General features: G+C 57.9%; 2 protein-coding genes. Both read left to right on the top strand.

The features are described 5' to 3' along the window. The first annotated feature begins 124 nt into the window (after positions 1–124). Positions 125–17,191, top strand: coding sequence for a retention module-containing protein (locus IH404_RS01515; RefSeq protein WP_194439701.1), 17,067 nt, complete (start codon positions 125–127; stop codon positions 17,189–17,191). A 151-nt stretch (positions 17,192–17,342) separates the two neighbouring features. Then, positions 17,343–17,681: a hypothetical protein gene (locus tag IH404_RS01510; RefSeq protein ID WP_005783528.1), complete on the top strand. Its 339-nt coding sequence runs from the start codon at positions 17,343–17,345 to the stop codon at positions 17,679–17,681. Positions 17,682–17,717: the final 36 nt, after the last annotated feature.

The following is a 17,717-nucleotide window of genomic DNA, read 5'->3' as shown; positions in this document are numbered from 1 at the left end:
CGCTAAAAAATCTAGCCAAATATTTGACGTCAATACATATATAGACTACGCCCTCCCAATTGGCAGCGCTAATAGCGCGCTGCGAAATGGAATTTGTCGAAACGGATCGCCGGAGAAAATTTTAATGAGCAGTGTTGTTGCCATCGTCAAAAGCATTGTTGGTCAAGTTTTCGTTATTTCTCCGGAAGGAACACGTCGCGTCCTTGTAGAAGGTGACCGCCTGTTTGCAGGCGACCAGATCGACACAGGCATGTCGGGCGCAGTCAGCCTGGAACTGGCCGACGGCCGCATTCTGGACCTGGGCCGGGACACCCAGTGGAGCGCCGATATGCCGGACTCCACTGCCGATCTGGCCGCGGCCAGCGAACAAGCCGCGCCATCGGTTGCCGAGCTGCAACAAGCCATCGCCGCCGGCGCCGACCCGACCACCGACCTGGAAGCCACCGCCGCAGGCGCCAACGCTACCGGTAATGGTGCCGCCGGGGGTGGCCACAGCTTTGTGGTGCTGGACGCGACCGCCGGCCGTGTCGACCCGACCATTGGCTTCCCGACTGCACCTATCGGCCAAAGCACTTCGACACTCAACGCCCTGAGCGGAGCGCCAGGCTCGGCGGACTCGGGCAACCAGGTGCTGCAGCCTTCGACCCTGACCCTGAGCGCGACGCCGACCATCACCGAAGCGGGCGGCGTGCTGACCTACACCGCCACCGTGACGCGGCCCTCCACCAGCGACCTGACCGTCACCTTGACCAATGGCGCGGTGATTACCATCCCGTCGGGCCAGTTGACCGGCACCGTCAATGTGCCTCTGGCCCCTAATGACAGCCCGTACATCGACCCGGGCCAGATCAGCGTCGGCGTTACCGGTACCACCGGCGGCGGCAATTTGGTATTGACCATCGACCCTAACCCGGCCGTAACGCAGATCACCGACACCATCGACACCACCACCGTCACGCTGACGGCGAGCAATACCGTGACAGAAGGCGGCCAGATCACTTACACCGCCACCCTGACCAACCCGGCGCAAACCCCGGTGAATGTCACCTTGAGCAATGGCTCGGTGATCACCATCAAGGCTGGCGAGTCGACAGGTACCGTTGTGGTCGATACCCCGGCTAACGACGTCTATAACAACGGTTCGACCGTCAGCACCACCATTACCGGTGCAACCGGCGGCAACTTTGAAAGCCTGGTACCGAGCACTACGCCTGCGGTCACCACCATTACCGATTCGGTCGACACCACCACCGTTACCCTGACAGCTGACGGCAGCGTGACCGAAGGCGGCCAGATCACTTACACCGCCACCCTGACCAACCCGGCGCAAACCCCGGTGAATGTCACCTTGAGCAATGGCTCGGTGATCACCATCAAGGCTGGCGAGTCGACCGGCACCGTTGTGGTCGATACTCCGGCTAACGACGTCTACAACAACGGTTCGACCGTCAGCACCACCATTACCGGTGCAACCGGCGGCAACTTTGAAAGCCTGGTACCGAGCACTACGCCTGCGGTCACCACCATTACCGATTCGGTCGACACCACCACCGTTACCCTCACAGCCAACAGCAACGTGACCGAAGGCGGCCAGATCACCTACACCGCCACCTTGACCAACCCGGCTCAGACCCCGGTGAATGTCACCTTGAGCAATGGCTCGGTGATCACCATCAAGGCTGGTGAGTCGACAGGTACCGTTGTGGTCGATACTGCGGCCAACGACGTCTACAACAATGGCTCCACCGTCAGCACCACCATTACCGGCGCGACTGGCGGCAACTTCGAAAGCCTGGTACCGAGCACTACGCCTGCGGTCACCACCATTACCGATTCGGTCGACACCACCACCGTTACCCTCACAGCCAACAGCAACGTGACCGAAGGCGGCCAGATCACCTACACCGCTACCCTGACCAACCCGGCGCAGACCCCGGTGAACGTTACCTTGAGCAATGGCTCGGTGATCACCATCAAGGCTGGCGAGTCTGTCGGCAGCGTGGTCGTGGACACCGCGCCCAATGATGTCTACGTCAACGGCAGCACGGTCAGCACCACCATTACCAGCGCGACTGGCGGCAACTTTGAAAGCCTGGTGCCGAGCACAACTGCGGCAGTCACCACAATTACCGATTCGATCGACACAACTACCGTTACGCTGACTGCGCCGACCGAGGCGAATGAGGGCGGGCAGATTACGTACACCGCTACGCTTTCCAACAAGGCGGGCACTGACGTTACGTTGAAGTTGGATAATGGCTCGTTGATCACCATCAAAGCTGGCGATACCGTCGGCACTGTGACCGTGCCTGCGCCGACCGATGACGTGTTCATCGACAAGAGCACGCAGACCGTTCAAATCACCGAGGCCACGGGCGGCAACTTCGAGAAGTTGGAAGTTGCAGGCAACGGCGCCACTACTACGATCAACGACACCATCGACAAGGTGGACGTAGTTCTGACCGCCACCACCACCGTCGGCGAAGGCGGCAACATCGTCTACACCGCCAGCCTTGTGGATAAAAACGGCGCGCCGGTGACTAACATCACCAATCCGTTGACTGTCACTCTGGATAACGGTCAGACCATCACCATTGGTGTGAATCAATCCAGCGGTACTGTTACTACCGTAGCGCCGGATGATGTCTACAAAGGCGATCAGACCGTTACCACCGCCATCAGCGGCGTTACGGGCGGCGAGCACTTTGAAAACCTGGTGCCGGGCACTACGGCGGTGAACACCACCGTTACCGATACCCCAGGTACCGATAACCCCACGACTGTTACGTTGACTGCGCCGAGTGCCGTTAACGAAGGTGGCCAGATCACCTACACCGCTACCTTGAGCAACAAGGCCGGTACTGACGTCACGTTGAAGTTGGATAACGGTTCGTCGATCACCATCAAGGCTGGGGACACTGTCGGCACCGTAACTGTGCCGGCGCCTACCGATGACGTGTTCATCGACAAGAGCACGCAGACCGTTCAAATCACCGAAACCACGGGCGGCAGCTTCGAAAAACTGGAAGTTGCAGGCAACGGTGCAACCACCACGATCAACGACACCATCGACAAGGTGGACGTAGTTCTGACTGCCACCACCTCCGTAGGTGAAGGCGGCAATATCGTTTACACCGCCAGTCTTGTGGATAAGAACGGCGCGCCGGTGACCAACATCACCAATCCGCTGACTGTCACCTTGGATAACGGCCAAACCATCACCATCGGTGTGAATCAGTCCAGCGGTACTGTTTCCGTCTTGGCACCGGATGATGTCTACAAGGGTGATCAAACCGTCACCACCGCCATCCAAGGCGTGACCGGTGGCGAGCACTTCGAGAACTTGGTACCTGGGACCGATAAAGTCACCACGACTGTCACTGACACTCCGGGCACCGATAACACCACGACCGTGACGCTGACAGCTCCGTCCGAAGCGAATGAAGGTGGCCAGATCACTTACACCGCCACGCTTTCCAATAAAGCGGGTACTGACGTCACTTTGAAGTTGGATAACGGCTCGTCGATCACTATCAAAGCGGGCGACACTGTCGGCACCGTGACTGTTCCGGCGCCTACCGATGATGTGTTTATCGATAAGAGCACCCAGACGGTCCAGATCACTGACGCTTCTGGCGGCAACTTCGAGAAGTTGGAAGTTGCGGGCAACGGCGCAACCACCACGATCAACGACACAATCGACAAGGTCGATGTGGTTCTGACCGCCACCACCACTGTTGGAGAAGGCGGCAATATCGTTTACACCGCCAGCCTTGTGGATAAAAACGGCGCGCCGGTGACTAACATCACCAATCCGCTGACCGTCACGCTGGATAACGGCGAGACCATCACCATTGGTGTGAATCAGTCGAGCGGCACCGTTACCACCGTAGCGCCGGATGATGTTTACAAAGGCGACCAAACCGTCACTACTGCTATCAGCGGCGTGACCGGCGGCGAGCACTTTGAAAATCTGATTCCAGGTACCGATAAAGTCACCACGACTGTCACTGACACTCCGGGCACCGATAACACCACCACTGTGACGCTGACTGCACCGTCTGAAGCAAATGAAGGTGGCCAGATCACCTATACCGCTACCTTGAGCAACAAGGCCGGTACTGACGTCACGTTGAAACTCGACAACGGCTCAAGCATTACCATCAAAGCTGGCGACACCGTTGGCACTGTGACCGTCCCTGCGCCTACCGATGACGTGTTCATCGATAAGAGCACCCAGACCGTCAAGATCACCGAGACCACTGGCGGCAACTTCGAAAAACTGGAAGTTGCGGGCAACGGCGCAACCACCACGATCAATGACACCATCGATAAAGTCGATGTAGTCCTGACCGCCACTACCACCGTCGGTGAAGGCGGCAACATCGTCTACACCGCCAGCCTTGTGGATAAAAACGGCGCACCAGTAACCAACATTACTAACCCATTGACTGTCACTTTGGACAATGGCGAGACCATTACCATTGGCGTGAATCAGTCGAGCGGCACTGTTTCGGTCTTGGCACCGGATGACGTCTACAAGGGCGACCAGACCGTCACCACTGCTATCAAGGGTGTGACCGGTGGGGAGCACTTCGAGAACTTGGTACCTGGGACCGATAAAGTCACCACGACGGTGACTGACACTCCGGGAACCGATAACACTACGACTGTAACGTTGACTGCGCCGAATACAGTGAACGAAGGTGGCCAGATCACCTATACAGCGACCTTGAGCAATAAGGCCGGTACCGACGTCACGCTGAAACTCGACAACGGCTCAAGCATCACTATCAAAGCTGGCGACACCGTCGGCACTGTGACCGTCCCTGCACCGACCGATGACGTGTTCATCGACAAGAGCACACAGACCGTCCAGATCACCGAAACCACGGGCGGCAACTTCGAAAAACTTGAAGTTGCAGGCAACGGTGCAACCACCACGATCAATGACACCATCGATAAAGTCGATGTAGTCCTGACCGCCACTACCACCGTCGGTGAAGGCGGCAACATCGTCTACACCGCCAGTCTTGTGGATAAGAACGGTGCGCCGGTGACTAACATCACCAACCCGTTGACCGTCACTCTCGATAACGGCAAGACCATCACTATTGGCGTAAACCAGTCGAGCGGTAGCGTTTCGGTTCTAGCTCCTGATGATGTGTATAAGGGCGACCAAACCGTCACCACCGCTATCAAAGGTGTGACCGGTGGCGAGCATTTCGAGAACCTGGTCCCGGGCACTACGGCGGTGAACACCACCGTTACGGATACCCCAGGCACCGATAACACCACTACCGTGACACTGACCGCGCCTAACGCCGTTAACGAAGGCGGCCAGATCACGTACACCGCTACGCTTTCGAATAAAGCGGGCACTGACGTCACGTTGAAGTTGGATAACGGCTCGTCGATCACTATCAAAGCGGGCGACACTGTCGGCACCGTGACTGTTCCGGCGCCTACCGATGACGTGTTTATCGATAAGAGCACCCAGACGGTCCAGATCACTGACGCTTCTGGCGGCAACTTCGAGAAGTTGGAAGTTGCGGGCAACGGCGCAACCACCACGATCAACGACACCATCGACAAGGTCGATGTGGTCCTGACCGCTACCACTACCGTCGGTGAAGGCGGCAATATCGTTTACACCGCCAGCCTTGTGGATAAGAACGGCGCCCCGGTGACTAACATCACCAACCCGCTGACCGTCACCCTGGACAACGGCGAGACCATCACCATCGGTGTGAATCAGTCCAGCGGCACTGTTTCGATCTTGGCACCGGATGACGTCTACAAAGGCGATCAGACCGTCACCACCGCGATCAAGGGTGTGACCGGTGGCGAGCATTTCGAGAACCTGGTCCCGGGCACTACGGCGGTGAACACCACCGTTACGGATACACCGGGTACCGACAACACCACGACTGTTACGCTGACCGCGCCTAGCGCCGTTAACGAAGGCGGCCAGATCACGTACACCGCTACGCTTTCCAATAAAGCGGGTACTGACGTCACTTTGAAGTTGGATAACGGCTCGTCGATCACTATCAAATCGGGCGACACTGTTGGCACCGTGACCGTGCCTGCACCGACCGATGACGTGTTCATCGACAAGAGCACCCAGACCGTTCAAATCACCGAAATCACGGGCGGTAACTTCGAGAAGTTAGAAGTCGCAGGCAATGGTGCAACCACCACGATCAACGACACCATCGACAAGGTCGATGTGGTCCTGACCGCCACGACTACTGTGGGTGAAGGCGGCAACATCGTCTACACCGCCAGCCTTGTGGATAAGAACGGCGCCCCGGTGACTAACATCACCAACCCGCTGACCGTCACCCTGGACAACGGCGAGACCATCACCATCGGTGTGAATCAGTCGAGCGGCACTGTTTCGGTCTTGGCACCGGATGACGTCTACAAAGGCGATCAGACCGTCACCACCGCTATCAAGGGTGTGACCGGCGGCGAGCACTTTGAAAATCTGGTTCCAGGTACTACGTCAGTAAACACCACCGTTACGGACACACCGGGTACCGACAACACCACTACCGTGACGCTGACAGCTCCGTCCGAAGCGAACGAAGGTGGTCAAATTACGTACACCGCTACGCTTTCGAATAAAGCGGGCACTGACGTCACCTTGAAGTTGGATAACGGTTCGTCGATCACCATTAAAGCGGGCGACACCGTCGGCACTGTGACTGTGCCTGCGCCTACCGATGACGTGTTCATCGACAAGAGCACCCAGACCGTTCAAATCACCGAAACCACCGGCGGCAACTTCGAAAAACTGGAAGTTGCGGGCAACGGCGCCACCACCACGATCAACGACACCATCGACAAGGTCGATGTGGTCCTGACCGCTACCACCACCGTCGGTGAAGGCGGCAATATCGTCTACACCGCCAGCCTTGTGGATAAGAACGGTGCACCGGTGACTAACATCACCAATCCGCTGACTGTCACTTTGGATAACGGCCAGAGCATCACTATTGGTGTGAACCAAAGCAGCGGTTCTATCTCGGTTTTGGCACCGGATGACGTGTATAAGGGCGACCAGACCGTCACTACCGCCATTACTGGTGTCACTGGCGGTGAGCACTTCGAGAACTTGGTGCCGGGCACTACGGCGGTGAACACCACTGTCACCGATACACCGGGCACCGACAACACTACGACTGTCACGCTGACCGCGCCGAGTGCAGTGAACGAAGGTGGCCAGATCACCTACACCGCGACCTTGAGCAATAAGGCCGGTACTGACGTCACGTTGAAACTCGACAACGGCTCAAGCATCACCATCAAAGCTGGCGACACTGTCGGCACTGTGACCATTCCAGCACCTACCGATGACGTGTTCATCGATAAGAGCACCCAGACGGTCAAGATCACCGACGCTTCCGGCGGCAACTTCGAAAAGCTCGAAGTGGCAGGCAACGGCGCAACCACCACGATCAACGACACCATCGACAAGGTCGATGTGGTCCTGACCGCCACCACCACCGTCGGTGAAGGCGGCAATATCGTTTACACCGCAAGCCTTGTGGATAAGAACGGCGCGCCAGTAACCAACATTACTAACCCATTGACTGTCACTTTGGACAATGGCGAAACCATCACCATCGGCGTGAATCAGTCGAGCGGCACTGTTTCCGTCTTGGCACCGGATGATGTCTACAAAGGCGATCAAACCGTCACCACCGCCATCAAAGGCGTCACTGGCGGCGAGCACTTCGAGAACCTGGTCCCGGGCACTACGGCGGTGAACACTACCGTTACGGATACACCGGGTACCGACAACACTACGACTGTAACGTTGACTGCGCCGAGTGCTGTCAACGAAGGTGGCCAAATCACCTATACCGCTACCTTGAGCAACAAGGCCGGTACCGACGTCACGTTGAAACTCGACAACGGCTCGTCGATCACCATCAAAGCGGGCGACACCGTCGGCACCGTGACCGTCCCTGCGCCTACCGATGACGTGTTCATCGATAAGAGCACGCAAACCGTTCAAATCACCGAGACCACGGGTGGCAACTTCGAGAAGTTGGAAGTCGCGGGCAGCGGCGCCACCACCACGATCAACGACACCATTGATAAAGTCGATGTGGTCCTGACCGCCACCACCACCGTCGGTGAAGGCGGCAATATCGTTTACACCGCAAGCCTTGTGGATAAGAACGGCGCGCCAGTAACCAACATTACTAACCCATTGACTGTCACTTTGGACAATGGCGAAACCATCACCATCGGCGTGAATCAGTCGAGCGGCACTGTTTCCGTCTTGGCACCGGATGATGTCTACAAAGGCGATCAAACCGTCACCACCGCCATCAAAGGCGTCACTGGCGGCGAGCACTTCGAGAACCTGGTCCCGGGCACTACGGCGGTGAACACTACCGTTACGGATACACCGGGTACCGACAACACTACGACTGTAACGTTGACTGCGCCGAGTGCTGTCAACGAAGGTGGCCAAATCACCTATACCGCTACCTTGAGCAACAAGGCCGGTACCGACGTCACGTTGAAACTCGACAACGGCTCGTCGATCACCATCAAAGCGGGCGACACCGTCGGCACCGTGACCGTCCCTGCGCCTACCGATGACGTGTTCATCGATAAGAGCACGCAAACCGTTCAAATCACCGAGACCACGGGTGGCAACTTCGAGAAGTTGGAAGTCGCGGGCAGCGGCGCCACCACCACGATCAACGACACCATTGATAAAGTCGATGTGGTCCTGACCGCCACCACCACCGTCGGTGAAGGCGGCAATATCGTTTACACCGCAAGCCTTGTGGATAAGAACGGCGCGCCAGTAACCAACATTACTAACCCATTGACTGTCACTTTGGACAATGGCGAAACCATCACCATCGGCGTGAATCAGTCGAGCGGCACTGTTTCCGTCTTGGCACCGGATGATGTCTACAAAGGCGATCAAACCGTCACCACCGCCATCAAAGGCGTCACTGGCGGCGAGCACTTCGAGAACCTGGTCCCGGGCACTACGGCGGTGAACACTACCGTTACGGATACACCGGGTACCGACAACACTACGACTGTAACGTTGACTGCGCCGAGTGCTGTCAACGAAGGTGGCCAAATCACCTATACCGCTACCTTGAGCAACAAGGCCGGTACCGACGTCACGTTGAAACTCGACAACGGCTCGTCGATCACCATCAAAGCGGGCGACACCGTCGGCACCGTGACCGTCCCTGCGCCTACCGATGACGTGTTCATCGACAAGAGCACGCAAACCGTTCAAATCACCGAAACCACGGGCGGCAACTTCGAGAAGTTGGAAGTTGCAGGCAATGGTGCGACCACCACGATCAACGACACCATCGACAAGGTGGACGTAGTTCTGACCGCCACCACCACCGTCGGTGAAGGCGGCAACATCGTCTACACCGCCAGCCTTGTGGATAAAAACGGCGCGCCGGTGACCAACATCACCAACCCGCTGACCGTGACCTTGGATAACGGTAAAACCATCACCATCGGCGTGAACGAATCGAGCGCTAGCGTTTCGGTTATTGCTCCTGATGATGTGTACAAAGGCGATCAAACCGTCACCACCGCCATCAAAGGCGTCACTGGCGGCGAGCACTTCGAGAACTTGGTGCCTGGCACTACGGCAGTGAGCACCACTGTCACCGATACCCCCGGTACCGACAACACAACGACTGTCACGCTGACTGCCCCAAGTGTCGTTAATGAAGGTGGCCAGATCACCTACACCGCGACCTTGAGCAACAAGGCCGGTACTGACGTCACGTTGAAGCTGGATAACGGTTCAAGCATTACCATCAAAGCGGGCGACACCGTCGGCACTGTGACCGTCCCTGCACCTACCGATGACGTGTTCATCGATAAGAGCTCCCAGACCGTCAAGATCACTGACGCTTCTGGCGGCAACTTCGAAAAACTGGAAGTTGCAGGCAACGGTGCGACCACCACCATCAACGACACCATCGATAAGGTAGATGTTGTACTGACCGCCACGACTACCGTGGGCGAAGGCGGCAACATCGTCTACACCGCCAGCCTGGTGGATAAAAACGGTGCGCCGGTGACCAACATCACCAACCCGCTGACCGTGACTCTGGATAACGGCCAAACCATCACCATTGGCGTGAATGAATCCAGCGCTAGCGTGTCGGTTCTTGCACCGGATGATGTGTACAAAGGCGACCAGACCGTCACTACCGCCATCCAAGGTGTGACTGGCGGCGAGCACTTCGAGAATTTGATTCCAGGGACCGATAAAGTCACTACAACTGTGACTGACACACCGGGTACCGATAACACTACGACTGTCACGTTGACCGCGCCAAACGCAGTGAGCGAAGGTGGCCAGATCACCTACACCGCAACTTTGAGCAACAAGGCCGGCACCGACGTCACCTTGAAGTTGGATAACGGCTCGTCGATCACCATCAAAGCGGGCGACACGGTCGGCACCGTGACCGTGCCCGCACCGAGCGATGACGTGTTCATCGACAAGAGCACGCAGACGGTCAAGATCACCGACGCTTCCGGCGGCAACTTCGAAAAACTGGAAGTTGCAGGCAATGGCGCAACCACCACCATCAACGACACCATCGATAAAGTCGACGTGGTTCTGACCGCCACGACTACCGTGGGCGAAGGCGGCAATATCGTCTACACCGCCAGCCTGGTGGATAAAAACGGTGCGCCGGTGACCAACATCACCAACCCGCTCACCGTGACATTGGATAACGGCAAAACCATCACTATCGGTGTTAACGAATCGAGCGCTAGCGTTTCGGTTATTGCTCCTGATGATGTGTACAAAGGCGACCAGACTGTCACCACCGCGATCAAGGGTGTGACGGGCGGCGAGCATTTTGAAAACCTGGTACCGGGCACTGCGGCGGTAAACACCACCGTCACCGATACCCCCGGCACTGACAACACCACGACTGTCACACTGACTGCACCAAGTGCTGTCAACGAAGGTGGTCAAATTACGTACACCGCCACGCTTTCCAACAAAGCGGGCACTGACGTTACCTTGAAGTTGGATAACGGCTCGTCGATCACCATCAAAGCGGGCGACACCGTCGGCACCGTGACTGTGCCTGCTCCTACCGATGACGTGTTTATCGATAAGAGCACTCAAACCGTCAAGATTACTGACGCTTCCGGCGGCAACTTCGAAAAACTCGAAGTGGCAGGCAACGGTGCAACGACCGCGATCAACGACACCATCGACAAAGTCGATGTGGTTCTGACGGCCACCACCACCGTTGGCGAAGGCGGCAATATCGTCTACACCGCCAGCCTTGTGGATAAAAACGGCGCGCCGGTGACCAACATCACCAACCCGCTGACCGTGACTTTGGACAATGGCAAGACCATCACCATTGGTGTGAATGAAACCAGCGGCACTGTTTCGGTTCTTGCTCCTGATGACGTGTACAAAGGCGATCAAACCGTCACCACCGCCATCAAAGGCGTCACTGGCGGCGAGCACTTCGAGAACTTGGTGCCTGGCACTACGGCAGTGAACACCACCGTCACGGACACACCGAGTACCGACAACACGACTACTGTCACGCTGACTGCGCCGAATGCAGTGAACGAAGGTGGCCAGATCACCTACACCGCTACCTTGAGCAACAAGGCCGGTACTGACGTCACGCTGAAACTCGACAACGGCTCAAGCATTACCATCAAGGCTGGCGACACCGTCGGCACCGTGACCGTCCCTGCACCTACCGATGACGTGTTCATCGATAAGAGCACCCAGACCGTCAAGATCACCGAGACCACTGGCGGCAACTTCGAAAAACTCGAAGTCGTAGGCAACGGCGCAACGACCACGATCAACGACACCATCGATAAAGTCGATGTAGTCCTGACCGCCACGACTGCCGTGGGCGAAGGCGGCAATATCGTCTACACCGCCAGCCTGGTGGATAAAAACGGCGCCCCGGTGACCAACATCACCAACCCATTGATCGTCACCCTCGATAACGGCAAGACCATCACCATCGGTGTAAACCAATCGAGCGGTAGCGTTTCGGTTATTGCTCCTGATGATGTGTACAAGGGCGATCAGACCGTCACCACCGCTATCAAAGGCGTGACAGGTGGCGAGCACTTCGAAAACCTGGTCCCTGGCACGACGGCGGTGAACACCACCGTTACGGACACACCGGGTACTGATAACACCACCACCGTTACGCTGACAGCGCCAAGTGCCGTTAACGAAGGTGGCCAGATCACCTACACCGCTACCTTGAGCAACAAGGCCGGTACTGACGTCACGCTGAAACTCGACAACGGCTCAAGCATTACCATCAAGGCTGGCGACACCGTCGGCACCGTGACCGTCCCTGCACCGACCGATGACGTGTTCATCGACAAGAGCACACAGACCGTCCAGATCACCGAAACCACGGGCGGCAACTTCGAAAAACTGGAAGTTGCAGGCAACGGTGCAACCACCACGATCAATGACACCATCGATAAAGTCGATGTAGTCCTGACCGCCACTACCACCGTCGGTGAAGGCGGCAACATCGTCTATACCGCCAGCCTTGTGGATAAAAACGGCGCGCCGGTGACCAACATCACCAACCCATTGATCGTCACCCTCGATAACGGCAAGACCATCACCATCGGCGTGAATCAGTCGAGCGGCTCCATTACCACCGTAGCGCCTAACGACGTCTACAAAGGCGACCAGACCGTCACCACCGCCATCAAAGGCGTGACCGGCGGCGAGCATTTCGAAAACCTGGTCCCTGGCACTACCGCAGTAAATACCACCGTCACCGACACGCCGGGCACCACCGACCTGACCACCGTCACCCTGACCGCCCCGACGGCTGTCAACGAAGGCGGCCAGATCACTTACACCGCTACCTTGAACAACAAGGCCGGCAGCGACATGGTGGTCCAGCTCGATAACGGTTCGAGCATCACCATCAAGCAAGGCGCGACCGTGGGCACGGTGACCGTCCCTGCGCCGACTGATGATGTGTTCATCGACAAGAGCACCCAGACCGTCAACATCACCGGCACTACCGGCGGCAATTTCGAGGGTGTGAGCATCACACCGGGCGGCGCCACGACTACCATCAACGACACCATCGACGACGTGACTGTGGTGCTCAAAGCCACTGGTTCTGTCAGCGAAGGCGGGCAGATCGTGTACACCGCGTCCCTGGTCGACAAGAACGGCGTGGCGGTGAACAACGTTGGCTCAGACCTGGTCGTCAAGCTGGATAACGGCTCGACCATTACCATCGGCAATGGCAAGTCCACCAGCTTCACCACCGCCACCGCACCTAACGATGCGTATGTCGGCGCCAATGACGTCACCACTAAAATCACGGGTGTGGTCAGCGGTGGCGACAAGTACGAACACTTGATCGTCGACGGCAGCACCGTGGTCACCAAAGTGACCGATGTGGTCAGCAACACCACCATCAGCATTACCGGCGATGCGTCGGTGACTGAAGGCGGTACGGCGCACTACACACTGACCCTGAGCAACCCGCCGCAAACCGACGTGACCGTGACGCTCAAGTACAGCGGCACCGCTACCGACGGTTCGGACTTCAATGGCGTGTACACCGTGAAGATCCCGGCAGGCTCCAGCAGCGTACCGTTTGATATCCGCACGCTCGACGACAAGATCACCGAGCCGACGGAAAATATCGTCATCACCATCGACAAGACCACTGGCGGCAACTTCGAAAACCTGGTGGTCGGCAATGGCAGTGTTACCACCAACATCATCGACAATGATGCGCCGCCGGTCATCGACCTGGATGCCAACAACTCCAGCGGCGCCAGCGGTGCGGACTTCAAGACCACCTTCACCGAAGGCGGCACCGGTGTGTCAATTGCTGACACTGACATCAAGATCACCGACCCGGACAGCACCCAACTGACCGGCGCCACCGTGGTATTGACCAACAGCCAGCCAGGCGACTCGCTGAACTTCAGCGGCGTGACAGGCATCAACGTGACCCCGACCACCGACCCTGTGACCGGTAAAATCACCTTGACCCTGACCGGCACGGCGTCGCTGGCCGACTACATGCAGCAGATCAAGAACATCACGTTCACCAACAACAGCCACGACCCAAGCACCACGCCACGCACCATTACCGTGAGCGTGACCGATGGCGGCAACTACTCCAACGTTGCCACCACCACCGTCAACGTGGTGGCGGTCAATAATGCGCCGGTGGCGACTGGCGGTGCCGTAACCGGCACTGAAGACACCGCGCTGGCCCTGACCTGGGCCAACTTCGGCGTGACCGATGTGGACTCGCCGCAAGCCAGCCTGGGGGTGAAAATCACCGAGCTGCCAGTCGCCGGCAAATTGCAGTTCCTGGCAGCGGATGGCAGTACCTGGACCAACGTGACCAACGGCCAGACCTTCACCAAGGCCCAGATCGACGGCGGCCAGTTGCGCTTTATGCCTAACGCCAACGAATCCGGCGCCGATGGTTACGGCGGCACCGGTTTGGGCAACAAGCAAGCGGACTACGCACAGTTCAAGTTCCAGCCAACCGATGGCAAGGACCTGGGCACCAGCGCCACGGTGAAAGTCGATATCACGCCGGTAGCCGACGCGCCGACCCTGAGCGTGGCAGACAACAACGTTGCCTCCACCGGCCTGGTCAAACAGGGCTGGAACAGCATTGCCGGCCTCGGCAACAACGGCAACGGCGCTGCACCGGACGTGCTGAAAAAAGCCATCGATAACGCGGGCACGCCGAACAACACCTCGGTGGTGACCAACGTCGAGTCTGTCGACAACGTCACCGCCGGCTCTGGCTCAAAAATCTCCGGCCTGATCTACATGGAAGCGGGCAAGAGCTACACCTTCAGCGGCATCGCCGATGACAGCGTGGTGGTCAACGTTGGCGGTAAAGACGTGGCCAGCGGCTTGTGGGGCACCAACAGCGGCAAGTTCAGCGGCTCGTTCACGCCAACCACCACCGGTTACTACAGCCTTGAGATCTACCAGGCCAACCAAGCGGGGCCTGGCAGCTTTGACGTCAACCTGTCGATCAACGGCGGGGCGGTGCAGAACCTGAGCACCAGCACCGTGCCGTTGTACACCGGCCTTACCGACCTGACCAACGCCGGCGTCACCGTGTCCGACCTGCATGGCAGCAACGGTGACGGTTACTACGTGGGTTACAAGCTCAACGAAGGCCAGGAAAACGGCACGGTCAAACTGTCCAAGGTCACCACCGCACTGACCGATACCGACGGCTCGGAAACCTTGAGCGTGAAGGTCAGTGGCATTCCGGCAGGTTCGGTACTCACCGACGCGTCGGGCCACACCTTTACCGCAAGTAAGACCGTGGGTGAAGTCAACGTCACCGGCTGGGACCTGAACACGCTGAGCATCAAGCCGCCGACCTACTACAGCGGCCAGTTCAACCTGACGGTCACCTCGACCTCCACCGAAAGCATTGGTGGTTCGGCAACTACCACCGCGCAATTGCCAGTCACGGTGCATCCGGCAACCTACAACCCGGTAACCGGCACTTCGGGCAGCGACACCATCAATGGCAGCGATGGCAACGACATCGTCGTGGCCGACGTCGCCGGCCTGAACGTGGTGCAGGGCAAGAACTACAACATCGCGTTCATGATCGATACGTCGGGCAGTATGGGCGCGAACTCGATAGCGGCGGCGAAAGCCTCGCTGACCACCACGTTCAACTCGCTGAAAAACAGTATCGGCTCCAGCACCTCTGGCACGGTGAACATCTTCCTGGCTGACTTCAGTGACCAGGTCAATCGCACGGTCACAGTCAACCTGAAAGACCCAGGTGCGTTGGATTCGCTGCAGAAAGTCCTGGATTCCATGGTATCTACCGGCGGGACCAACTACGAAGACGTGTTCAAGGCCGCGTCCAACTTCTTCAAAAGTGCCCAGGCGACTGGCAACACAGACGCAATCAACACAACGTACTTCATCACCGATGGTCAACCGACGTTTTACCAGGCGGCCGAGCAGACCAACCCGTACTTGTACGGCAACGTCAGGCTTGATGATGTCGTCACCATGAACAACTACACCATAGGTACCGCCACCCGGATCAACATCGACTCGAGTCATTTAATTGATATCGACTCTGCTGGCAAGGTAACCCTGTGGACCAACAACTGGTGGGGCTGGACGCAGTCCAACCCTGGAACAATCCATGCCCAAGGGGATGGCACCTATGAAATATCCGTACAAGGCGGCCTCGGGTACGATACCGACTACTCCACCACCCTCAACTCCAACAGCGCGTTCGCACTGCTCAAAGGCCTGTCCACAGGTGGTGTAGAAGCCATCGGCCTCAACAGCGGGGTCAGCTTGAACCAGCTGGCTCCGTACGACAGCGATGGCAAGCCGCAAGCCAACATCGATCCGAAGGACCTGGCCAACGCGATCCTCGGCCACACCGAGGCGACGTTGCCTGGCGCAGACACCGTCATCGGGGGCGATGGCAACGACATCCTGTTCGGCGACCTGGTGAGCTTCAGCGGGATCAACGGTGAGGGCTACAACGCACTGCAGGCATTTGTGGCGCAGAAGACCGGCGTGACCGTCTCTTCGGTGACCGCCTCTAACGTTCACCAGTACGTTACCGAGCATTACGTGGACTTCGACGTCTCCGGCGCCAAGGACGCCAACGACACGCTGCTGGGCGGCGCTGGCGATGACATCCTGTTCGGCCAGGGCGGCAACGACCTGCTGGACGGCGGCAAAGGCAATGACATCCTGTTGGGCGGCACCGGCAACGACACGCTGATCGGCGGCCAGGGCAACGACATCCTGATTGGTGGTTCGGGTGCCGACACCTTTGTGTGGAAGGCGGGTGACATCGGCAACGATGTGATCAAGGACTTCAAGGCCTCGGAAGGCGACCGCATTGATCTGCGTGATTTGTTGAAAGGTGAGACTGACAGCACCATCGACAACTACCTGAAGATCACCACGGTAGATGGCGTGTCGACCCTGCAAGTCAGCAGCGAAGGCAAGCTCAACGCCGCCGGTGGCCTGGCCAATGCCGATGTGACCATCAAGCTGGAAGGCAATGATTGGTCCCATGTCAGCATCAACTCGCTGATCACTGGCGCCGACCCTACCATCAAGATCGACCATAGCTAAGATGCAATGGATCGGCCGCCTTCCCGGGCGGCCGATTTTTTTGCCTTATGGGCCGCTGGCCCTGGCGGGCGGTGCGTCGCATACTCACGCTCATACACGCAGCGTTGACCTATGCTGTTGAACGCATGTGGCTCATATTCGAGGGGTTCTTATGTTTTACGTGCAACGTGATGCACTGGGCGCGCTGATTCGCGTAGAGGCGGCCGCCTTTACCGAGTCCACCGAAACCCTGCCGGCCGATCACCATGAGATCCAGGCCTGGTACGCCAACGAAGTGGTGGAAACCAGCCTGGCCCAACTCAAGCAGAGCGACCTGGAGATGATCCGGGTGCTGGATGACTTGATCCAGGTGCTGACCCGCAAAGGCGTCATCAGCGTGACCGACCTGCCGCCGGCGGCACAGGCCAAGTTGATGGACCGTAACCACGCGCGGGAAGCGTTGGGTGGGTTGAGCCAGTTGATTGATGATGACGAGAAAGGACTGATCTGAGCCCTGACGCCGAACCTTTATTCAAATGTGGGAGGG

Source organism: Pseudomonas sp. OST1909 (assembly GCF_015277575.1).
Taxonomy (GTDB): Bacteria; Pseudomonadota; Gammaproteobacteria; order Pseudomonadales; family Pseudomonadaceae; genus Aquipseudomonas; species Aquipseudomonas synxantha_A.
Note: the sequence above shows the minus strand (reverse complement) of the source record. Positions and strands in the feature narration are given on the sequence as shown.

Excerpts from the sequence above, each read along its gene's own strand:
- IH404_RS01515 (WP_194439701.1), top strand. The coding sequence starts at position 125 with ATGAGCAGTGTTGTTGCCATCGTCAAAAGCATTGTTGGTCAAGTTTTC.
- IH404_RS01510 (WP_005783528.1), top strand. The coding sequence starts at position 17,343 with ATGTTTTACGTGCAACGTGATGCACTGGGCGCGCTGATTCGCGTAGAG.